Below are 17,956 nucleotides of genomic sequence, written 5' to 3' on the forward strand. Positions count from 1 at the left end.
ATGACGATGCCGGCCGATCCCGTCGAGGACCTCTGGTCCTCCGTCCTGGGCCTCCTGTCGGAGGACGACCGCATCACGCCGCAGCTGCACGGCTTCCTCAACCTGGTCGAACCGAAGGGCGTCCTCGCCGGCACCCTCTACCTCGAGGTCCCGAACGACCTGACCCGCGGCATGCTCGAACAGCGGATCCGGATCCCGATCACCGAGGCGGTCTCCCGGGTCGGCGACGACTCGGTCGCGAACTTCGCGATCACGGTCAACCCCGACATGGCCTCCGAGCCGCGGGTCGACCCGGTCGTCTCGTCGCACGTGCCCGAGTACGCCGAGCCCGTGCAGCAGCCCGTCGAGCAGAGCGCGGCACCGCGGCAGTACATCGAGGCGCCGTTCGTCCCGAGCCAGATCGACGCACCGGGCACGAGCGGGCGCCCGGAGTCCCGGCTCAACCCGAAGTACAACTTCGACAACTTCGTCATCGGGTCCTCGAACCGGTTCGCCCACGCCGCAGCCGTCGCGGTCGCCGAGGCCCCGGCCAAGGCCTACAACCCGCTCTTCATCTACGGCGACTCCGGGCTCGGCAAGACGCACCTGCTCCACGCGATCGGCCACTACGCCGAGAGCCTCTACCCGGGGATCCGCGTCCGGTACGTGTCGAGCGAGGAGTTCACCAACGACTTCATCAACTCGATCGCGAACAACCGCGCGAACCAGTTCCAGCAGCGGTACCGCGACATCGACATCCTGCTGATCGACGACATCCAGTTCCTGCAGGGGAAGGACTCCACGCAGGAGGCCTTCTTCCACACGTTCAACACGCTGCACGACCACAACAAGCAGGTCGTCATCACGTCGGACGTCGCGCCGAAGCACCTCACCGGCTTCGAGGACCGGATGCGCTCCCGCTTCGAGTGGGGCCTGATCACCGACGTGCAGGCACCCGACCTCGAGACCCGCATCGCGATCCTCCGCAAGAAGGCGCAGTCCGACCACCTGCAGGTGCCGGACGACATCCTCGAGTTCATGGCCTCGAAGGTGTCGAGCAACATCCGGGAGCTCGAGGGGACGCTCATCCGCGTCACGGCGTTCGCGAGCCTCAACCGGACGGCCGTCGACATGGCCCTGGTGCAGACGGTGCTCAAGGACCTGATCACCCTCGACGACGACAACGTGATCGCGCCGACGGACATCATCAACCACACCGCGGAGTACTTCAAGCTCTCCGTCGACGACCTCTACGGGTCCTCCCGGTCGCAGGCGATCGCCACCGCTCGGCAGATCGCGATGTACCTGTGCCGCGAGATGACGAGCCTGTCCCTGCCGAAGATCGGGCAGCTGTTCGGCAACCGCGACCACACCACGGTCATGTACGCGAACAAGAAGATCACCGAGCTGATGAAGGAGCGGCGGTCGATCTACAACCAGGTCACCGAGCTGACGAGCCGCATCAAGCAGGACCGCCGGTACCGCTGAGCCCGGCTCCACCACCAGGTCACCGAGACCGCACCCATCTCCGGCAGCCGCACCGAGCAGGACCGCGAGCCGCATCAAGCAGGACCGCCGCTCCCGCTGATCCGCGCGACGCGGTCCATCCGCTGCCCCCGGGACGTCCGACGCGCCCCCCGCCGACCCTGCGGGCTCGGTTCCGTCGTCGCGCCCCCAACCCGGCCTGGAGGCACGGATCACCTCCCCGGATCGGCCCGCCTCAGCGCCCATCCACCATCTGAGACGGTTCCATGGGCCGAGATTCCCACAGTGTGGAAAGCCTGTGGATAACTGTGGAGGACACGCGGTCCGGTTGTACACAGATCCACACCCACCTGTGGAGACTGGGGATGGAAGTGGATAGATGACTTTTGCTCATCCAGAAGCCGTCAACACCCCACTCACAACTCACACGTGTGTAGTTCCCTGTGGAGAACTGGGATGCACAGAGTTGTCCACAGTGTGCACAGGCGTTAAGACCATTACTCCTTGTCATCTAGATCACTCCAGGGGCCAACCTTGTGGAGGGCCGAACGACAAGAAATCCGGCGCTCCCTCCGCTGTGCCACAATGGGGCGGCCGGACAGTCAACCGATCGACAGGGGTCCCAGCTGTGAAGTTCGAGGTCAACCGGGACGTCTTCTCCGAAGCCGTCTCCTTCGCGGTGAAGCTCCTCCCACAGCGCACGACCCTCCCGATCCTCTCCGGCGTCCTGATCCACGCAGAGGGCGACCGGCTGACGCTCTCGTCGTTCGACTACGAAGTCTCGGCGCAGACGTCGATCACGGCCCAGGTCGACGAGTCCGGCACGGTGCTCGTCTCCGGCCGGCTCCTGAACGACATCGCCAGCCGCCTGCCGAACGCCCCGGTCACCTTCACGACCGAGGAGTCCCGGATCTCGGTCGCCTGCGGCCCGGCGCACTTCACGCTGCTGTCGATGCCGGTCGAGGAGTACCCGACCCTCCCCGAGATCGGCGAGCAGACCGGTGTCATCCCGGGCGACGCCTTCTCGGAGGCCGTGTCCCAGGTCGCCGTCGCCGCGAGTCGTGAAGACGTCACCCCGGTGATCACGGGCGTGCAGCTCGAGGTCGGCGACAACGACCTGTCGCTCACCGCGACCGACCGCTACCGCGTCGCGATCCGCACGATCGCGTGGGACTCCGGCCGCGTCGGCTCCGAGCCCCTGCACGCACTCGTCCCCGCCCGCACCCTGCAGGAGGTCGGCCGCACCTTCGGCTCGGCGTCCACGGTGTCGGTGTCGATCAGCGGCAGCTCGGACCGCGAGCTCATCGCGTTCCACGCCGACGACAAGACGGTGACGTCGCTGCTCATCAAGGGCAACTACCCGCCGGTCCGCCGGCTCTTCCCCGAGACGGTCCAGGACCACGCGGTGATCAACACCGCGGAACTGGTCGAGGCCGTCCGACGAGTCTCCCTCGTCCTGGAGCGCGAAGCCGCCCTCCGGTTCTCCTTCTCGGTCGACGGGCTCACGCTCGAGGCGATCGGTTCCGAACAAGCGCAGGCGTCAGAGTCGATCAGTGCGTTGCTGACCGGTGAGGAAACGGTGGTCTCGCTGAAGCCCGCCTTCCTCCTGGACGGGTTGAACGCGGTGCACTCCGAGTTCGTCCGGATCTCCTTCACCAAGACGGAGAACCCCAACAAGCCGGGCCCGGTGCTCATCACCGGCCAGACCTCCCAGGAGGCCCCGGCGACGGACGGATACCGGTACCTGCTGCAGCCCAATCTCCTGCTGCGGTAAGCGCAACAGCCGAACACTGCGCTGACGCGCCAACCGTGCATCAGCGCGACGACGAACAGAAGAGGAAATCATGCACATCGGTCTTGTCGGCCTCGGTCGCATGGGCAACAACATGCGTGCCCGTCTCCGCAACGCAGGCATCGAGGTCACCGGGTACGACGCGAACCCCGCCGTCTCCGACGTCGCCGACCTCGGCGCACTCGCCGCCGCACTGCCCGAGGGCAAGAAGCTCGTCTGGGTCATGGTCCCGCACGGCAAGATCACGGACGACGTGATCTCCGACCTGGCCGAGGTCCTCGGCGAGGGCGACCTGGTCATCGACGGCGGCAACTCGAAGTGGCTCGACGACGAGGTGCACGCCAAGCAGCTCGACGCCAAGGGCATCCGCTACATGGACGCCGGCGTCTCGGGCGGTGTCTGGGGCAAGGACAACGGCTACGGCCTCATGGTCGGCGGTGCCGCCGAGGACGTCGAGTTCGCGATGCCGGTCTTCGACGCGCTGCGTCCCGAGGGCCCCCGCGAGGAGGGCTTCTCGCACGCCGGCGGCGTCGGCGCGGGCCACTACGCGAAGATGGTCCACAACGGCATCGAGTACGCGATCATGCAGGCGTACGGCGAGGGCTACGAGCTCCTCGAGGCGAAGGACATCGTCCACGACGTGCCCGCCGTCTTCGCCGGGTGGCAGCGCGGGACGGTCGTCCGTTCCTGGCTGCTCGACCTGCTCGTCCTCGCGATCAACGAGGACCCGAAGCTCGACGAGCTCGAGGGCTACGTCGACGACTCGGGCGAGGGTCGCTGGACCCTCGAAGAGGCGATCGAGCTCGCGGTGCCGATGCCCGCGCTCTCGGCCGCGATGTTCGCCCGCTTCGTCTCGCGTCAGGGCAGCCAGTCCCCGACGATGAAGGCCGTCGCGGCGCTCCGCAACCAGTTCGGCGGCCACGCCGTCAAGAAGGCGTAGCCCGGGTACCCACCCGGACCCTCGGCCCGCGTGCACGTCGACCACCTGCAACTCACCGACTTCCGGAACTACCGGGAGGCGGAGGTGGTCCTCGCACGCGGGCCGAACCTGTTCGTCGGGCGCAACGGGCAGGGCAAGACCAACCTCGTCGAGGCGATCGGCTACCTGTCCACCCTCGGATCGCACCGCGTCCCGACCGATGCGGCACTCGTCCGCCAGGGCTGCGACGCCGCGATCGTCCGCGCACGTCTCGCCCACGACGACCGCAGCATCCTCGCCGAGGTCCAGATCAACCGGACCGGGTCGAACCGTGCGCAGGTGAACCGGGCGGCGATCAAGCCGCGCGAGCTCCCGCGCTACTGCACGAGCGTCCTGTTCGCACCCGAGGACCTCGCGCTGGTCCGCGGCGAACCGGCCGGCCGGCGCCGCATGCTCGACGAGCTGCTCGGCCAGATCGCGCCGCGGATGCAGGGCGTCCTCGCCGACTACGACCGCACGCTCCGCCAGCGGAACACCCTGCTGAAGTCGGCGCGCGCGACCGGGTCCCGCGCTGGCTCCCTCGCGACGCTCGACGTCTGGGACGAGCGACTCGTGGCCTTCGGGTCCGAGGTCATCGCCGCGCGCGACCACCTCACCCGCCGGTTGGCGCCCTTCGTCACCGAGGCGTACGCGACCGTCGCCGGTGAACGGCACGAGGCCACGATCACGGGTGTGCTCAGCGTGCGGGGCGGCGACCCCGAGGACGCCGCGGCGACCGACCCGGTGCTCGGCACCCCGGAGGAACCGGTCTCCGTGGCGGCCGCCGCCGATGCCTTCCGGGCCGCGCTCGAGCGCCGTCGCCGCGACGAGCTCGACCGTGGCCTGACGCTCGTCGGACCCCACCGGGACGACGTGCTCTTCCAGCTGAACGGGTTACCCGCCCGTGGGTACGCGAGTCACGGGGAGTCGTGGTCGTTCGCGCTCGCGGTCAAGCTCGCCAGTGCCGCTGTCCTGCGCGCGGAGTCGACCCTCGGCGACCCGATCATCATCCTCGACGACGTGTTCGCCGAGCTCGACGAGTCCCGCCGGGAACGCCTGGCCGGGGCGGTCGCCGACTACGAGCAGGTCCTCATCACCGCCGCCGTGCACGGGGACGTGCCGGCGCAGCTCGCGGCGCACACCGTGCGGATCGAGGCCGGGACGATCGTGACCGACGAGGCGGACGCGAGCAGCGCCTCCCGTCCGTCCGCCGACCGCGCGACCGGCGCGTCCGAAGCAACTGACCCGACCGACGCGACCGACCTGTCCGGCGAGACCGACCCGTCCGACGCGACCGTCACGGCCGCGGCGGCACCCGCCGCGACGACGACCGGGGCGGACGCCTGATGCCGAAGCCCTGGAAGCCCACCGAGCCGAGCCGGGTCTACCGCCACCTCCGCGCGGTGTACGGCGACCCCTCCCTCCGGACCGTCGACGCCCGTCGCCGTCGTGCCCGCGAACTCGACGCCGACTCGGTGCCGTACGGTCGCGGCCGCGAACCCCGGGGTCTCGGCGACGTCGTCGGCTCCCTCGCCGCCGAGCTCGGCTGGACGGAGCCGCTCGCGCGCTCCGAGCTGTTCGTCGACTGGCCCGCGGTGGTCGGCGAGGAGCTCGCGAAGCACTCGCGACCGATGACGATCGACGACGGTGCACTGGTCATCCGGTGCGACTCGACCGCGTGGGCGACGCAGCTCCGGCTGATGCGCGCCACGGTCACCACGACGATCGCCGAGCGGCACCCAGAGGCCGGGGTCCAGTCCATCCGGGTTTCCGGGCCGGACGTCCCCACCTGGAAACGCGGTCCCAGGACCGTCCAGGGGCGCGGCCCGCGCGACACCTACGGCTAGGCCGACGAAATCGTCCTACCGGACGAAAAAACCCCGTCTGTGGGCCGAACACGGCCTCGGATGCGGGGGTCCCTACGGTAGACTCGGGGTGCAGTGTGCGGCCGTTCCGCGCGCAGGCAGGAGCCACTTCGAGATGACAGCAGAATCTGACGACGACCAGACGATCCCGCAGGGCGAGACCGAGCAGGCCCCGCAGCCGGAACCATCGTACGGCGCAGACCAGATTCAGGTGCTGGAAGGGCTCGAAGCGGTCCGCAAGCGCCCCGGCATGTACATCGGCTCGACCGGTCCGCGCGGGCTCCACCACCTCGTGCAGGAGATCGTCGACAACTCCGTCGACGAAGCCCTCGCCGGCTACTGCGACACCATCGACGTCACCATCCGCGAGGACGGCGGCGTCCGCGTGGTCGACAACGGCCGTGGCATCCCGGTCGACGTGCACGCGGCCGAGGGCGTCTCGACGCTCCAGGTCGTCCTGACCGTCCTGCACGCCGGCGGCAAGTTCGGCGGTGGCGGCTACGCGGTCTCCGGTGGTCTGCACGGCGTCGGTTCCTCCGTCGTGAACGCCCTGAGCTCCGAGCTCGACGTCGAGGTCCGCCGTCAGGGACACGTCTGGCGCCAGAGCTACACCGACGGCGTCCCCGTCGCCCCGGTCGCCAAGGGCGAACCCACCGACGAGACCGGCACGACGATCACGTTCTGGCCGAACGCCGACATCTTCGAGAGCGTCGAGTTCGACTACGAGACCCTGCGCACGCGCTTCCAGCAGATGGCCTTCCTCAACAAGGGCCTGCGGATCACGCTGCGCGACGAGCGGACCCCCGACGAGGGCGAGGAGTCGCGCGGCGACTCCTTCCGCTACGACCGCGGCCTGCCCGACTACGTCGAGTACCTCAACGCGCAGAAGAAGGCCGACCTCGTCCACCCGGACGTCATCGCCATCGAGGCCGAGGACACCGAGCGCAAGATCGCGCTCGAGATCGCGATGCAGTGGAACACCTCGTACCAGGAGAGCGTCCACACCTTCGCGAACACGATCAACACGCACGAGGGCGGCACCCACGAAGAGGGCTTCCGCGCCGCGCTGACCTCCCTGGTGAACAAGTACGCCAAGGACACGAAGGTCCTCAAGGAGAAGGACGACAACCTCACGGGTGACGACATCCGCGAAGGGTTGACGGCCGTCATCTCCGTGAAGCTCGGCGAACCGCAGTTCGAGGGCCAGACGAAGACGAAGCTCGGCAACACCGAGGCGAAGGGCTTCGTGCAGCGCGTCGTCGGCAGCGAGCTCAGCCACTGGTTCGAGAGCAACCCGACGCAGGCGCGCGACGTCATCCGCAAGGCGATCCAGGCGTCGCAGGCCCGTCTCGCCGCCCGCAAGGCCCGCGAGACGACCCGTCGCAAGGGGCTGCTCGAGTCGGGTGGCATGCCCGGCAAGCTCAAGGACTGCCAGTCGAAGGACCCGACGCTCTCCGAGATCTTCATGGTCGAGGGCGACTCCGCCGGTGGCTCCGCCGTGCAGGGCCGCAACCCGATGACGCAGGCGATCCTGCCGCTGCGCGGCAAGATCCTCAACGTCGAGAAGGCCAGGCTCGACCGCGCGCTCGCCAACCAGGAGATCCAGTCGATGATCACGGCGTTCGGCGCCGGCATCGGCGAGGACTTCGACCCGGACAAGGCCCGGTACCACAAGATCGTGCTGATGGCCGATGCCGACGTCGACGGGCAGCACATCACGACCCTGCTCTTGACGCTGTTGTTCCGGTACATGCGCCCGCTCATCGAGCGCGGTTACGTGTACCTCGCACAGCCGCCGCTGTACCGCCTGAAGTGGTCGAACGCCGCACACGAGTACGTGTTCAGCGACCGGGAGCGCGACGCGATGATGACCGCGGGTCTCGCCTCCGGCAAGCGCATCCCGAAGGACAACGGCATCCAGCGCTACAAGGGCCTCGGCGAGATGGACTACAAGGAGCTCTGGGACACCACGATGAACCCGGACACCCGCACGCTCCTGCAGGTCACCCTCGAGGACGCCGCCGCGGTGGACAGCGTCTTCGCGACGCTGATGGGCGAGGACGTCGAGTCCCGTCGCCAGTTCATCCAGCAGAACGCCAAGGACGTCCGGTTCCTCGACATCTAGACCCGGTCTGGAGGCGCGGTGCCAGCCGCGTCGACCAGTCCCGACCACCTGTGGTCGCGCCCGGCGCGACGAACGGAACCCCTGCCTCCAGGCAGTGCAGAAAGGTGACCAGGCCACATGGCTGACGACAACGAGACGAACGACGAGCAGCCCGAGATCGTGCACGGCGACTCCGGCGACATCGTCGTCTCCGGAGACCGCATCTCGCAGGTCGACCTGCAGCTCGAGATGCAGCGCTCCTACCTGGACTACGCGATGTCGGTCATCGTCGGCCGCGCCCTGCCGGAGGTCCGGGACGGGCTGAAGCCGGTGCACCGTCGCGTCATCTACGCGATGTTCGACGGCGGCTACCGCCCGGACCGCGCGTTCTCGAAGTGCTCGCGCGTCGTCGGCGACGTCATGGGGCAGTTCCACCCGCACGGCGACAGCGCGATCTACGACGCACTCGTCCGCCTGGTGCAGCCGTGGTCGCTCCGGTACCCGCTCGCGCTCGGCCAGGGCAACTTCGGTTCGCCCGGCAACGACGGCGCCGCAGCCCCCCGGTACACCGAGACCAAGATGGCGCCGCTCGCCATGGAGATGGTCCGGGACATCGACGAGGACACCGTCGACTTCCAGGACAACTACGACGGCCGCACGCAGGAGCCCGCGATCCTGCCGGCCCGCTTCCCGAACCTGCTCGTGAACGGCTCCGTCGGCATCGCGGTCGGCATGGCGACGAACATCCCGCCGCACAACCTGCGCGAGGTCGCGGCCGGTGCGCAGTGGGCGCTCGAGCACCCGGACGCGACGCGTGAGGAGCTCCTCGGGGCGCTCATGCAGCGGATCAAGGGCCCGGACTTCCCGACCGGTGCGCAGATCCTCGGCACCAAGGGCATCCAGGACGCGTACCGCACGGGCCGCGGGTCGATCACGATGCGTGCCGTCGTGAACGTCGAGGAGATCCAGGGCCGCACGTGCCTGGTCGTCACCGAGCTGCCGTACCAGGTCAACCCGGACAACCTCGCGATCCGCATCGCCGAGGGCGTCAAGGACGGCAAGCTCGCCGGCATCGCGGACATCCGCGACGAGACCTCCGGCCGCACCGGCCAGCGCCTGGTCATCGTGCTGAAGCGCGACGCCGTGGCGAAGGTCGTGCTGAACAACCTGTACAAGCACACGCAGCTGCAGGAGAACTTCGGCGCGAACATGCTCGCGATCGTCGACGGCGTGCCGCGCACGCTCGCGCTCGACGGCTTCATCTCGGCGTGGGTCGACCACCAGATCGACGTCATCGTCCGCCGCACGCAGTACCGGCTGCGCGAGGCCGAGAAGCGCGCGCACATCCTGCGCGGCTACCTCGCGGCACTCGACGCCCTCGACGAGGTCATCGCGCTCATCCGTCGCTCGCCCGACGTGGAAGAAGCGCGCACGGGCCTCATGGACCTGCTCAGCGTCGACGAGATCCAGGCGCGCGCGATCCTCGAGCTGCAGCTCCGTCGCCTGGCCGCCCTCGAGCGGCAGAAGATCCACGACGAGGCCGACGAGCTCGAGCGCAAGATCGCCGACTTCCAGGACATCCTGGGCTCGGAGACCCGGCAGCGCAGCATCATCAGCGACGAGCTCGCCGAGATCGTCGACCGCTTCGGCGACGACCGCCGCAGCGAGATCCTGCTCGGCTACGACGGCGACATGTCCATCGAGGACCTCATCCCCGAGGAGGAGATGGTCGTCACCATCACCCGCGGCGGGTACGTCAAGCGCACGCGCAGCGACAACTACCGCTCGCAGCACCGCGGTGGCCGTGGCGTCAAGGGTGCCCAGCTCCGGGCCGACGACATCGTCGAGCACTTCTTCGTCACGACCACGCACCACTGGCTGCTGTTCCTCACCGACCAGGGCCGGGTCTACCGCGCCAAGGCGTACGAGCTCCAGGAAGCCAGCCGCGACGCCAAGGGCCAGCACGTCGCGAACCTCCTCGCGATGCAGCCCGACGAGCAGATCCAGCAGGTGCTCGACATCCGCGACTACGAGGCCGCACAGTACCTCGTGCTCGCCACCGAGCAGGGTCTCGTCAAGAAGACCGCGCTCACCGAGTACGACACGAACCGCACCGGTGGCATCATCGCGATCAACCTGCGCGAGGGCGACAAGCTCCGCCAGGCCCTGCTCGTCGACGAGACCGACGACCTGCTCCTCGTCTCGAAGCACGGCATGTCGCTGCGCTTCACCGCGACGAACGACAGCCTCCGTCCGATGGGGCGCTCGACCTCCGGCGTGAAGGGCATGTCGTTCCGCGGGGACGACTCGCTGCTCGCGGCGCGGGTCGTGTCCGACGACGGGTACGTCTGGGTGATGACCGAGGGCGGCTACGCCAAGCGGACCTCGGTCGACCAGTACCGGGTGCAGGGCCGTGGTGGTCTCGGCATCAAGGTCGCCAAGTTGGCGGCCGACCGGGGCGACCTCGTGGGAGCGCTCATCGTGGGCGGCGACGACGAGGTGCTCGTCGTGCTGCAATCGGGCAAGGTGGTAAGGTCTGCCGTGTCCGAGGTGCCCGCCAAGGGTCGCGACACGATGGGTGTGGTCTTCGCGAGGTTCGCGGAGAACGACCGGATCATCGCGGTGGCCCGGAACAGTGAGCGGAACCTGGACGACCAGGACGACGCCGAGATCGAGCCCGCAGGCCCGGTGGAGACGGTCAGCCCTGACGAAGCGGCCCCCGAACCGACCGAGCCCGTGGCCGGAGAGGACCAGTCAACCAATGAGTAGTGTCGCCGAGAAGCTCCAGAAGAAGGCGAAGCGGCCCGTCGGCACCCGTCAGGTGCGACTGCGGCTCGTGTACCTCGACTTCTGGTCGATGGTCAAGCTGTCCTTCCTGATCGCCCTGGCCGGCTCGATCGTGATCGTCGTGGCGACCGCCCTGGTGTGGATCATCCTCAACCAGACCGGTGTCTTCACGCAGATCGACGCCCTGCTCAAGGACGTGACCGGGCAGAGCGGGTACTCGATCATGGACCAGTTCTCACTGGGCCAGGTCCTCGGGTTCTCGGTCGTGGTGGGCATCCTCAACGTCGTCGTGGGCACCGTGCTCGGCGCGATCGTGAGCGTGCTCTACAACCTCAGTGTGCGGATCACCGGCGGCTTGCTCGTCGGGTTCACGAACAACTGACACACCCGGGCTGGGTGGGTCGATCCACTCGATTTCGTTCTGCGGGATCGGTGCGGTAGGCTTTCATCCGGTCTGAGGGGCTATAGCTCAGGCGGTTAGAGCGCTTCGCTGATAACGAAGAGGTCCAAGGTTCAAGTCCTTGTAGCCCCACCACGTACGACATCCGGTCGGTACCTCGGTACCGTACGGGGCCTTAGCTCAGTTGGTAGAGCGCCTGCTTTGCAAGCAGGATGTCGGGAGTTCGATTCTCCCAGGCTCCACTCCGAACAGCCCCTGGTCGCCTCTGGCGTCGCAGGGGCTTCGTCGTTCCCGGGTTTTCGTGCGTGTGCGTGTGCGTGTGCGCGTGCGCGGCGTTCGGGGGTGCGCGCCGAGGTGCCGGAATTCCGGCATCTCGCCGGCGCTGGGTGCGGTCCTCGACACCTCGACGTGCTGGGCGCGGGGAGTTCCGACACCTCGACGTGTGGCGCGAGGCGAGTCGTGTCACCTCGGTGTGGCGCACACGCCGGACTGCGGCCGGGCACAACGCGACGATCTACGACGTGACGGAACGGCGGGGCCGTCGCGTGAGCAGGGTGCGCACCGGACGGGAGGCGCGGGGCGGGCTGGCAGCGCGCCTCCAGTCCGCGCTGCCGACCAGCAGTACCGACGCACGCCGCTTGCCGACGGGCGCACGCCGCTTGCCGACGGGCGCACGCCGCTCGCCCATGGGCACGCCGCTTGCCCATGGGCGCGCCGGTCGCCCAGGGTCGCACGCCGCTCGCGCACCCCACCGGCGATCGGGCAGGACGCGCCGCGGGGAGGACGGCGGGTGGGCGGTGTTCGTCGCCGTGGGCCGCCGAGTGTGACTGATCGTGCGCGCTCAACGGGGCCCAGCGCCGTCGACCTCCCGTGCCAGGGACGACGAAGGGCCCCGGCGCAGTGCCGGGGCCCTTCGAACGAACCGGGAGGTCAGGCGGACTTCTTCTCCGCCGAGTCAGCGTCGTCGGCGACCCACAGGTCGTCGTCGGCGCGGAGCGTCTGGTACGCCGCGTAGGCAGCACCGGCGACGGCGACGACACCGACCACGATGAGGGCGACCCCACCGAAGCCGAGGCCCTTCTTCTGGTGACCGGGCGTGTACTTCGCCGCGGCCTTCTTCGCCTTGGCGCCCTTCTTCTGGGCGTCCTTCACGATCTTCTTGACGCGCGGGTCCTTCGCGAGGTCCTTGACGCTCAGGACCGAGCCAGCGGTGGCGACGAGCCCCGGGACGACCTCGGTCTGGAAGCGGTGCGAGGCGTTCTGCGCGGCCGAGGTGGCTGCGTGGACGCTCGTGGCGACAGCGGGACGGATCCCGTTGTCGATCGCGTTCTGCACGCGGGGTGCGATGTCCTTGCGAGCTGCGTCTGCGGCGTGCGAGCGAGCCTCGGCGAGGATCGCGTTCGCGTGCTCCAGGACCTTGCGCTGCTCGCCGAGGAGCGAGGCGGTCTTGCCCTTGAGCTTCTTGATCTGCTTCCGACGCTTGCGCGGGATCTCGATCGTCGTCATCTGGTACCTCCATCGGAACGGCGTGACCCCATCCTGCCACCGGGGCGGCTGACAGGTCACGGAGCCTCAGCTGTGCAATCCGTGTCTGCACCGGGAGTACATGCGAGAATCGGAACATGTCTCTGCACACCGCTGTCGCAACGATCCACACGAACAAGGGCGACGTCCGCGTCAACCTGTTCGGCAACCACGCTCCGAAGACCGTCAAGAACTTCGTCGACCTCGCGACCGGCAAGCAGGAGTGGACCCACCCGGGCACGGGCAAGGTCTCGACCGACAAGCTCTACGACGGCGTGATCTTCCACCGCATCATCAAGGACTTCATGATCCAGGGCGGCGACCCGCTCGGTCAGGGCATCGGTGGTCCGGGCTACCGCTTCGACGACGAGATCTCCCCCGAGCTCACCTTCCAGAAGCCGTACATCTTCGCCATGGCGAACGCCGGCATCCAGGGCGGCCGGGGCACGAACGGTTCGCAGTTCTTCATCACCACGGTCGCCACCCCCTGGCTCCAGGGCAAGCACACCATCTTCGGTGAGGTCGCGGACGACGAGTCGCGCGCGGTCGTCGACGCGATCGAGGCCGTCCCGACCGACGGTCGCGACAAGCCGCTCGAGGACGTCGTCATCCAGAGCATCGACGTCGAGGACGTCTGAGTCCAGGTGACGGACCACGCTGCGAACCCGGGCAACTTCTGCTACCGACACCCGGACCGGCAGAGCTTCATCCTCTGCCAGCGCTGCGGACGGACGATCTGCACCGAGTGCCAGACGCCGGCTGCCGTCGGGGTGCACTGCCCGGAGTGCGTCCGTGAACAGCGGGCACAGTTCGCGGCGAACCGGAAGGCATCCGGAGCGCCGAGCGGCCTGACCGTCGCTCGGCGCCGGTTCGCCATGCTCGACCAGAAGGGCACGTTCGTGCTCGTGGTCGTCTCGGTGGCGATCTGGCTGCTCGACCAGGTGACCGGCCGGTACCTGACGGCACTCCTGGCCTACAACTCGCTGCTGCTGCCCACCCAGCCGTGGCGGATCGTCACGTCGCTGTTCGTGCACTCGGGATTCTTCCACATCGCCTTCAACATGTGGGCGCTGTGGGTGTTCGGGCGCATGCTCGAGAACCTGCTCGGGACGTGGCGCTTCCTGGCGCTGTACTTCATCTCCGGGATCTTCGGCACCCTGGCGGTCACCGTCCTGGCGCCCGGCACCGGTGTGCTCGGTGCCTCGGGGGCGATCTTCGGGCTCTTCGCGGCGTTCTTCGTCATCCAGCGGAGCCTGGGGATCAACGCCGTGCAGCTCCTGGTGATCATCGGCCTCAACCTCGTGATCGGGTTCCTGCCCGGGACGAACATCTCGTGGCAGGCGCACGTCGGCGGCATCGTGGGCGGCTTCCTCACCGGCCTGGTGTTCGCCCAGACGCGGAACATCCGCCGTCGGCCGTTGCAGATCGCCCTGCTCGTGGCCGAAGCCGTCGCGGCGATCGCCCTGATCTACGTCGGGTACGCCGTCACGATCGGCTGATCGCGGCCTGCTTCGTCGGACGCCCCACCGCAGTGCGCGGTGGGGCGTTCGTCGTTCCTGCGCCCTCGGCGCGGATGTGACGGGCCCTCGACGCGGATGTGACGGGCCCTCGGAGCGAATGTGACGGGCCCGCGGAGCGCAGGACGTCGTCGTTCTCCACACCTCTGCACGGAGTTCTCCACAGCTGGGGACAACTCGGTGAGTTACACGCGTGTGATTATCCCCACTGTGGATGCACATGTGGATAACTCCGGGACGAGGGTGTGGATGACGCTGGGGAAAGTGTGGAGAACTGGGGAGAACTCCGCCCGTGGTGTGGAGAGCGGCGCCGACGGCCGGCCGAGCTTGTGGACAGACCGGAGTGCGTTCACGCAACCGAGCACCACGCTGCTCCGGGCAGCTTCGACCCCGGGTACACGACGACGCCCGCCGCACCGAGGGGTGCGACGGGCGTCGGAACAGCGGAGGTGGCTAGCGCCAGCGTGTGGTCATGAGGAAGCCGACGAACATGATGCCGAATCCGATGAGGATGTTCCACGACCCGAGCGACGGCACGGGCAGCGTCGTGTTCGAGATGTAGAAGACGATGACCCACGCCAGCCCGACCAGCATGAAGCCGAACATGACGGGCTTGAACCACACGGGGTTCGGCTGGTCGCCGGCCGTGTCGACCGAGTCGGCTCGGGTCCTCCGGGCGGGCTTGGTGCGGTCCTTGTCCTTGGCCATGGCCGGTATCCTACCGTGACCGCGTGTGCGGCACGGCCCCCAGGAGCCGCACACACCCCCACAGGTACGGTGATGCGACCATGACCAAGATCCTCGTCGTCGACAACTACGACAGCTTCGTCTACACGCTGAACGGGTACGTGCAGCAGCTCGGAGCCGAGACCGACGTCGTCCGCAACGACGCCTTCCCCGAGTCCGAGATCGCCGAGCGCCTCGCCGACTACGACGGCGTGCTGCTCTCCCCCGGCCCGGGGACGCCCGCCGACGCCGGGGTCTCCATCCCGACGGTGCGCGCCGCGATCCAGGCCGAGACGCCGCTGCTCGGGGTGTGCCTCGGCCACCAGGCCATCGCGGAGGCCCTCGGCGCGACCGTCACGCACGCCGAGGAACTCATGCACGGGAAGACCTCGCAGGTCGACCACGACGACAGCGTCCTGTTCACCGGCGTCCCGCACCCCTTCACCGCGACGCGCTACCACTCGCTGGCGATCGTCGACGGCACGGTGCCGGACGAGCTCACCGTCACCGCGCGGACCGGTGGCGGCGTCATCATGGGTGTCCAGCACCGCGACCACCCCGTGTACGGCGTGCAGTTCCACCCGGAGTCCGTCCTCACCGAGGGCGGGTACCGGATGGTCGGCAACTGGCTCGAGACGACCGGCCTGACCGGTGCGGCCGAGCGGGCCGCGGCGCTGAACCCGCTCATCGCCGCACAGCGCGGCTGAATCGACCGCGCGGACTGCCCGCCGCCGGCGGGGCGGCCGCGGGTGGCGGGCTCTGGAGCCAGCAATGTGGCCCGCCGAGCAGTCCGACGGACGTGGGGCGTGCCTCCAGACCGGTGCGAGGCGTCCCCGCGGGTCGCGACCGTCCCGTCGCTGGGGGATGCGCTGAACGCAACCCGACGCGACGCGTCGCGTCCGAACCGGCGAGGGAGTCGCCGGTCGCCCCCAGGCCGTGCCGATCGGGCGCTTGAGGGCCGCCCGCGTCGGCGGTTGCTACTGGCCGGGGGACGGCGGCGTGCCGCCCTGCTGCTGGCCACCGTTCGCCGGCGACGACGGCTGCTGCGTGGGCTTGTCCGAGGCGGCGCAGTAGACCAGCGTGACCGAGCTGCCCTGTGCGATGTCACCCTCCGGTGCGCTCTGCTGCACGACGAGGCCGCCGGTGCAGGAGTTCGAGGCCACGGGGACCACGGTCAGGCCGAGCGAGACGAGGGTCTGGTTCGCGGTCCCGAAGGGCTGCTGCGTGACGTTCGGCAGGCGGACCTTGCCGTTCGAGACCCGCAGGTTAACGACCGAGCCCTTGGTGAGCTGCGTCGTCGCTGCTGGGTCGGAGTCGATGACGGTGCCCTCGGGGATGTCGTTCGAGTAGTCGGAGTTGATCGCACCGACCTGGAAGCCGGCCGTCTTCAGTGCCTGTTGTGCGGCGTCCTGGGTCTGCCCCGCCAGGTCGGGGACCGCCACCTGCTCGGGGCCGAGCGACACGATGACCCGGATGCTCTGCTTGCGCGCGACGTTCGTGCCGGAACCGGGCTCGGTCCGGATGACGGAGTCCTTCGGGACGTCGTCGGAGTTCTCGCCGACCTCGACCGGGCTGAGGTCGCGCTGTTCGAGCGCGGACTTCGCCGAGTCCCACGTGCCGCCGACGACGTTCGGGACGGAGACCGAGGACGACACCGGCGCCTTGCCGGGCTGGAGGTTCGCGACGAAGAAGCCGACGCCGGCGATCACGGCGATGGTCAGGATGATGCCCACCCAGATCCACGCCACCGGCGGGCGGTTCTGGGTCCGCTGCGGGCGGTGCTCGGCGGTGTCGTCGTCGAGCTCGCGGAACGCGACCGCGGGGTTCGACGTCGTGCGCGGGTTGACCCCGAACAGCATCGTCGACGCGTCGTGCGCGGCGTTCTGTTGGAGCTTGCGGGTCGACACCGGCACCTTGCCCGCTGCGGCCTGCTGCAGGTCGGAGCGGAACTCGGCGGCGTTCTGGAAGCGTCGGGTGCGGTCCTTCACGAGCGCGTGCAGCGTCACGGCGTCGAGGGCAGGCGACACCGCGTGGGCGATCGTCGACGGGGCCACCGGCTGCTCGCTCACGTGCTGGTACGCGACCGCGACGGGCGAGTCACCGATGAACGGTGCGCGGCCGGTGAGGAGCTCGAAGAGCACGACGCCCGTGGAGTAGATGTCGGTGCGCGCGTCGACCGTCTCGCCGCGGGCCTGCTCCGGCGAGAAGTACGAGGCGGTCCCGAGGATCGACGTCGTCTGCGCGACGGTCGCCGAGGTGTCGGTGATGGCCCGGGCGATGCCGAAGTCCATGACCTTGACCTGGCCGTTGTGGGCGACCATCACGTTCGCGGGCTTGATGTCGCGGTGGACGACCCCGGCGCGGTGCGAGTACTCGAGCGCGGTGAGGATGCCCTCGGTGATGCGCACGGCCTCGGACGGGTCGAGCGGGCCCTCGGCGACGATGTCCGAGAGCGCACGGCCCTCGACGTACTCCATGACGATGTAGGGCACCTGCACCTCGGCGCCCGAGGTCTCGGTGACGGTCTCCTCGCCGGCGTCGTAGACGCGGACGATGGTGGGGTGCGCCATGCGCGCAGCCGCCTGGGCTTCCTGGCGGAAGCGGATGCGGAACGCAGGGTCGTTGGCGAGGCTCGGCTTGAGCAGCTTCACCGCGACCTTGCGTCCGAGTCTGGTGTCGGTGCCCACGTGCACCGTCGCCATCCCACCGCGACCGATGACGTCGCCGATCTCGTAGCGGTTGGCGAGGAGCGCGATCCCCGCGGTCACACCTTCAGGCACGTACTCCTCCGAATGTCCGTCCGGGACAGTGTACGGCAG

Annotated in this window: 14 protein-coding genes and 2 tRNA genes; 13 read left to right on the forward strand and 3 right to left on the reverse strand. The window is 68.9% G+C overall.

Features of this window, described 5'->3' with window-relative positions:
- The 10 genes from dnaA to QOL15_RS00050 all read left to right on the forward strand — a co-directional run bounded on the left by dnaA (position 1) and on the right by QOL15_RS00050 (position 11,612).
- Positions 1–1,467: a chromosomal replication initiator protein DnaA gene (dnaA, locus tag QOL15_RS00005; protein WP_065960460.1), complete on the forward strand. Its 1,467-nt coding sequence runs from the start codon at positions 1–3 to the stop codon at positions 1,465–1,467.
- 625 nt (positions 1,468–2,092) lie between these two features.
- Positions 2,093–3,238 (forward strand): DNA polymerase III subunit beta, encoded by a 1,146-nt coding sequence (gene dnaN / locus QOL15_RS00010; RefSeq protein ID WP_071248053.1) that lies wholly within the window; start codon positions 2,093–2,095, stop codon positions 3,236–3,238.
- Between the two features lie 70 nt (positions 3,239–3,308).
- A complete protein-coding gene (gene gnd / locus QOL15_RS00015) occupies positions 3,309–4,196 on the forward strand; it encodes a phosphogluconate dehydrogenase (NAD(+)-dependent, decarboxylating) (RefSeq protein WP_139197518.1) in 888 nt (295 codons plus the stop codon).
- A 30-nt stretch (positions 4,197–4,226) separates the two neighbouring features.
- Positions 4,227–5,561 (forward strand): DNA replication/repair protein RecF, encoded by a 1,335-nt coding sequence (recF, locus tag QOL15_RS00020; protein ID WP_071248050.1) that lies wholly within the window; start codon positions 4,227–4,229, stop codon positions 5,559–5,561.
- On the forward strand, positions 5,561–6,061 hold the full coding sequence (locus tag QOL15_RS00025; protein ID WP_065960451.1) for a DUF721 domain-containing protein: 501 nt from the start codon (positions 5,561–5,563) through the stop codon (positions 6,059–6,061). Before recF ends, QOL15_RS00025 begins: the two co-directional genes overlap by 1 nt.
- A 133-nt stretch (positions 6,062–6,194) precedes the next feature.
- Positions 6,195–8,204, forward strand: a complete 2,010-nt coding sequence (gyrB, locus tag QOL15_RS00030; RefSeq protein ID WP_071248047.1) for a DNA topoisomerase (ATP-hydrolyzing) subunit B — start codon at positions 6,195–6,197, stop codon at positions 8,202–8,204.
- Between the two features lie 117 nt (positions 8,205–8,321).
- Positions 8,322–10,952: a DNA gyrase subunit A gene (gene gyrA, locus QOL15_RS00035; RefSeq protein WP_071248044.1), complete on the forward strand. Its 2,631-nt coding sequence runs from the start codon at positions 8,322–8,324 to the stop codon at positions 10,950–10,952.
- Entirely contained in the window at positions 10,945–11,352 is a 408-nt protein-coding gene (locus QOL15_RS00040) for a DUF3566 domain-containing protein (RefSeq protein ID WP_065960445.1), read from the forward strand. Before gyrA ends, QOL15_RS00040 begins: the two co-directional genes overlap by 8 nt.
- A 76-nt stretch (positions 11,353–11,428) precedes the next feature.
- A tRNA-Ile gene (locus QOL15_RS00045) sits at positions 11,429–11,505 on the forward strand.
- A 34-nt stretch (positions 11,506–11,539) separates the two neighbouring features.
- Positions 11,540–11,612 (forward strand) — tRNA-Ala (locus QOL15_RS00050).
- Positions 11,613–12,300: 688 nt separating this feature from the next.
- Here the strand turns inward: QOL15_RS00050 and QOL15_RS00055 are convergent.
- Positions 12,301–12,876, reverse strand: a complete 576-nt coding sequence (locus QOL15_RS00055) for a hypothetical protein (protein ID WP_083230051.1) — start codon at positions 12,874–12,876, stop codon at positions 12,301–12,303.
- A gap of 116 nt (positions 12,877–12,992) precedes the next feature.
- On the opposite strand from QOL15_RS00055, the gene QOL15_RS00060 reads away from it, so the two are divergent.
- Both QOL15_RS00060 and QOL15_RS00065 read left to right on the forward strand, forming a co-directional pair.
- Complete coding sequence (locus tag QOL15_RS00060) at positions 12,993–13,532, forward strand: peptidylprolyl isomerase (RefSeq protein WP_065960438.1); 540 nt, start codon at positions 12,993–12,995, stop codon at positions 13,530–13,532.
- A gap of 6 nt (positions 13,533–13,538) precedes the next feature.
- Positions 13,539–14,393 (forward strand): rhomboid family intramembrane serine protease, encoded by an 855-nt coding sequence (locus tag QOL15_RS00065; RefSeq protein WP_065960433.1) that lies wholly within the window; start codon positions 13,539–13,541, stop codon positions 14,391–14,393.
- A 471-nt stretch (positions 14,394–14,864) separates the two neighbouring features.
- On the opposite strand, the gene QOL15_RS00070 is transcribed toward QOL15_RS00065, so the two are convergent.
- Complete coding sequence (locus tag QOL15_RS00070) at positions 14,865–15,119, reverse strand: cell division protein CrgA (RefSeq protein ID WP_058741043.1); 255 nt, start codon at positions 15,117–15,119, stop codon at positions 14,865–14,867.
- An 80-nt stretch (positions 15,120–15,199) separates the two neighbouring features.
- On the opposite strand from QOL15_RS00070, the gene QOL15_RS00075 reads away from it, so the two are divergent.
- On the forward strand, positions 15,200–15,844 hold the full coding sequence (locus tag QOL15_RS00075; protein ID WP_065960429.1) for an aminodeoxychorismate/anthranilate synthase component II: 645 nt from the start codon (positions 15,200–15,202) through the stop codon (positions 15,842–15,844).
- Between the two features lie 270 nt (positions 15,845–16,114).
- Here QOL15_RS00075 and pknB read toward each other — a convergent pair whose 3' ends face one another.
- Complete coding sequence (gene pknB / locus QOL15_RS00080; RefSeq protein WP_302847163.1) at positions 16,115–17,917, reverse strand: Stk1 family PASTA domain-containing Ser/Thr kinase; 1,803 nt, start codon at positions 17,915–17,917, stop codon at positions 16,115–16,117.
- Positions 17,918–17,956: the final 39 nt, after the last annotated feature.

The sequence above is a fragment of the Curtobacterium sp. MCBA15_012 genome, assembly GCF_001864935.2.
Taxonomy (GTDB): Bacteria; Actinomycetota; Actinomycetes; order Actinomycetales; family Microbacteriaceae; genus Curtobacterium.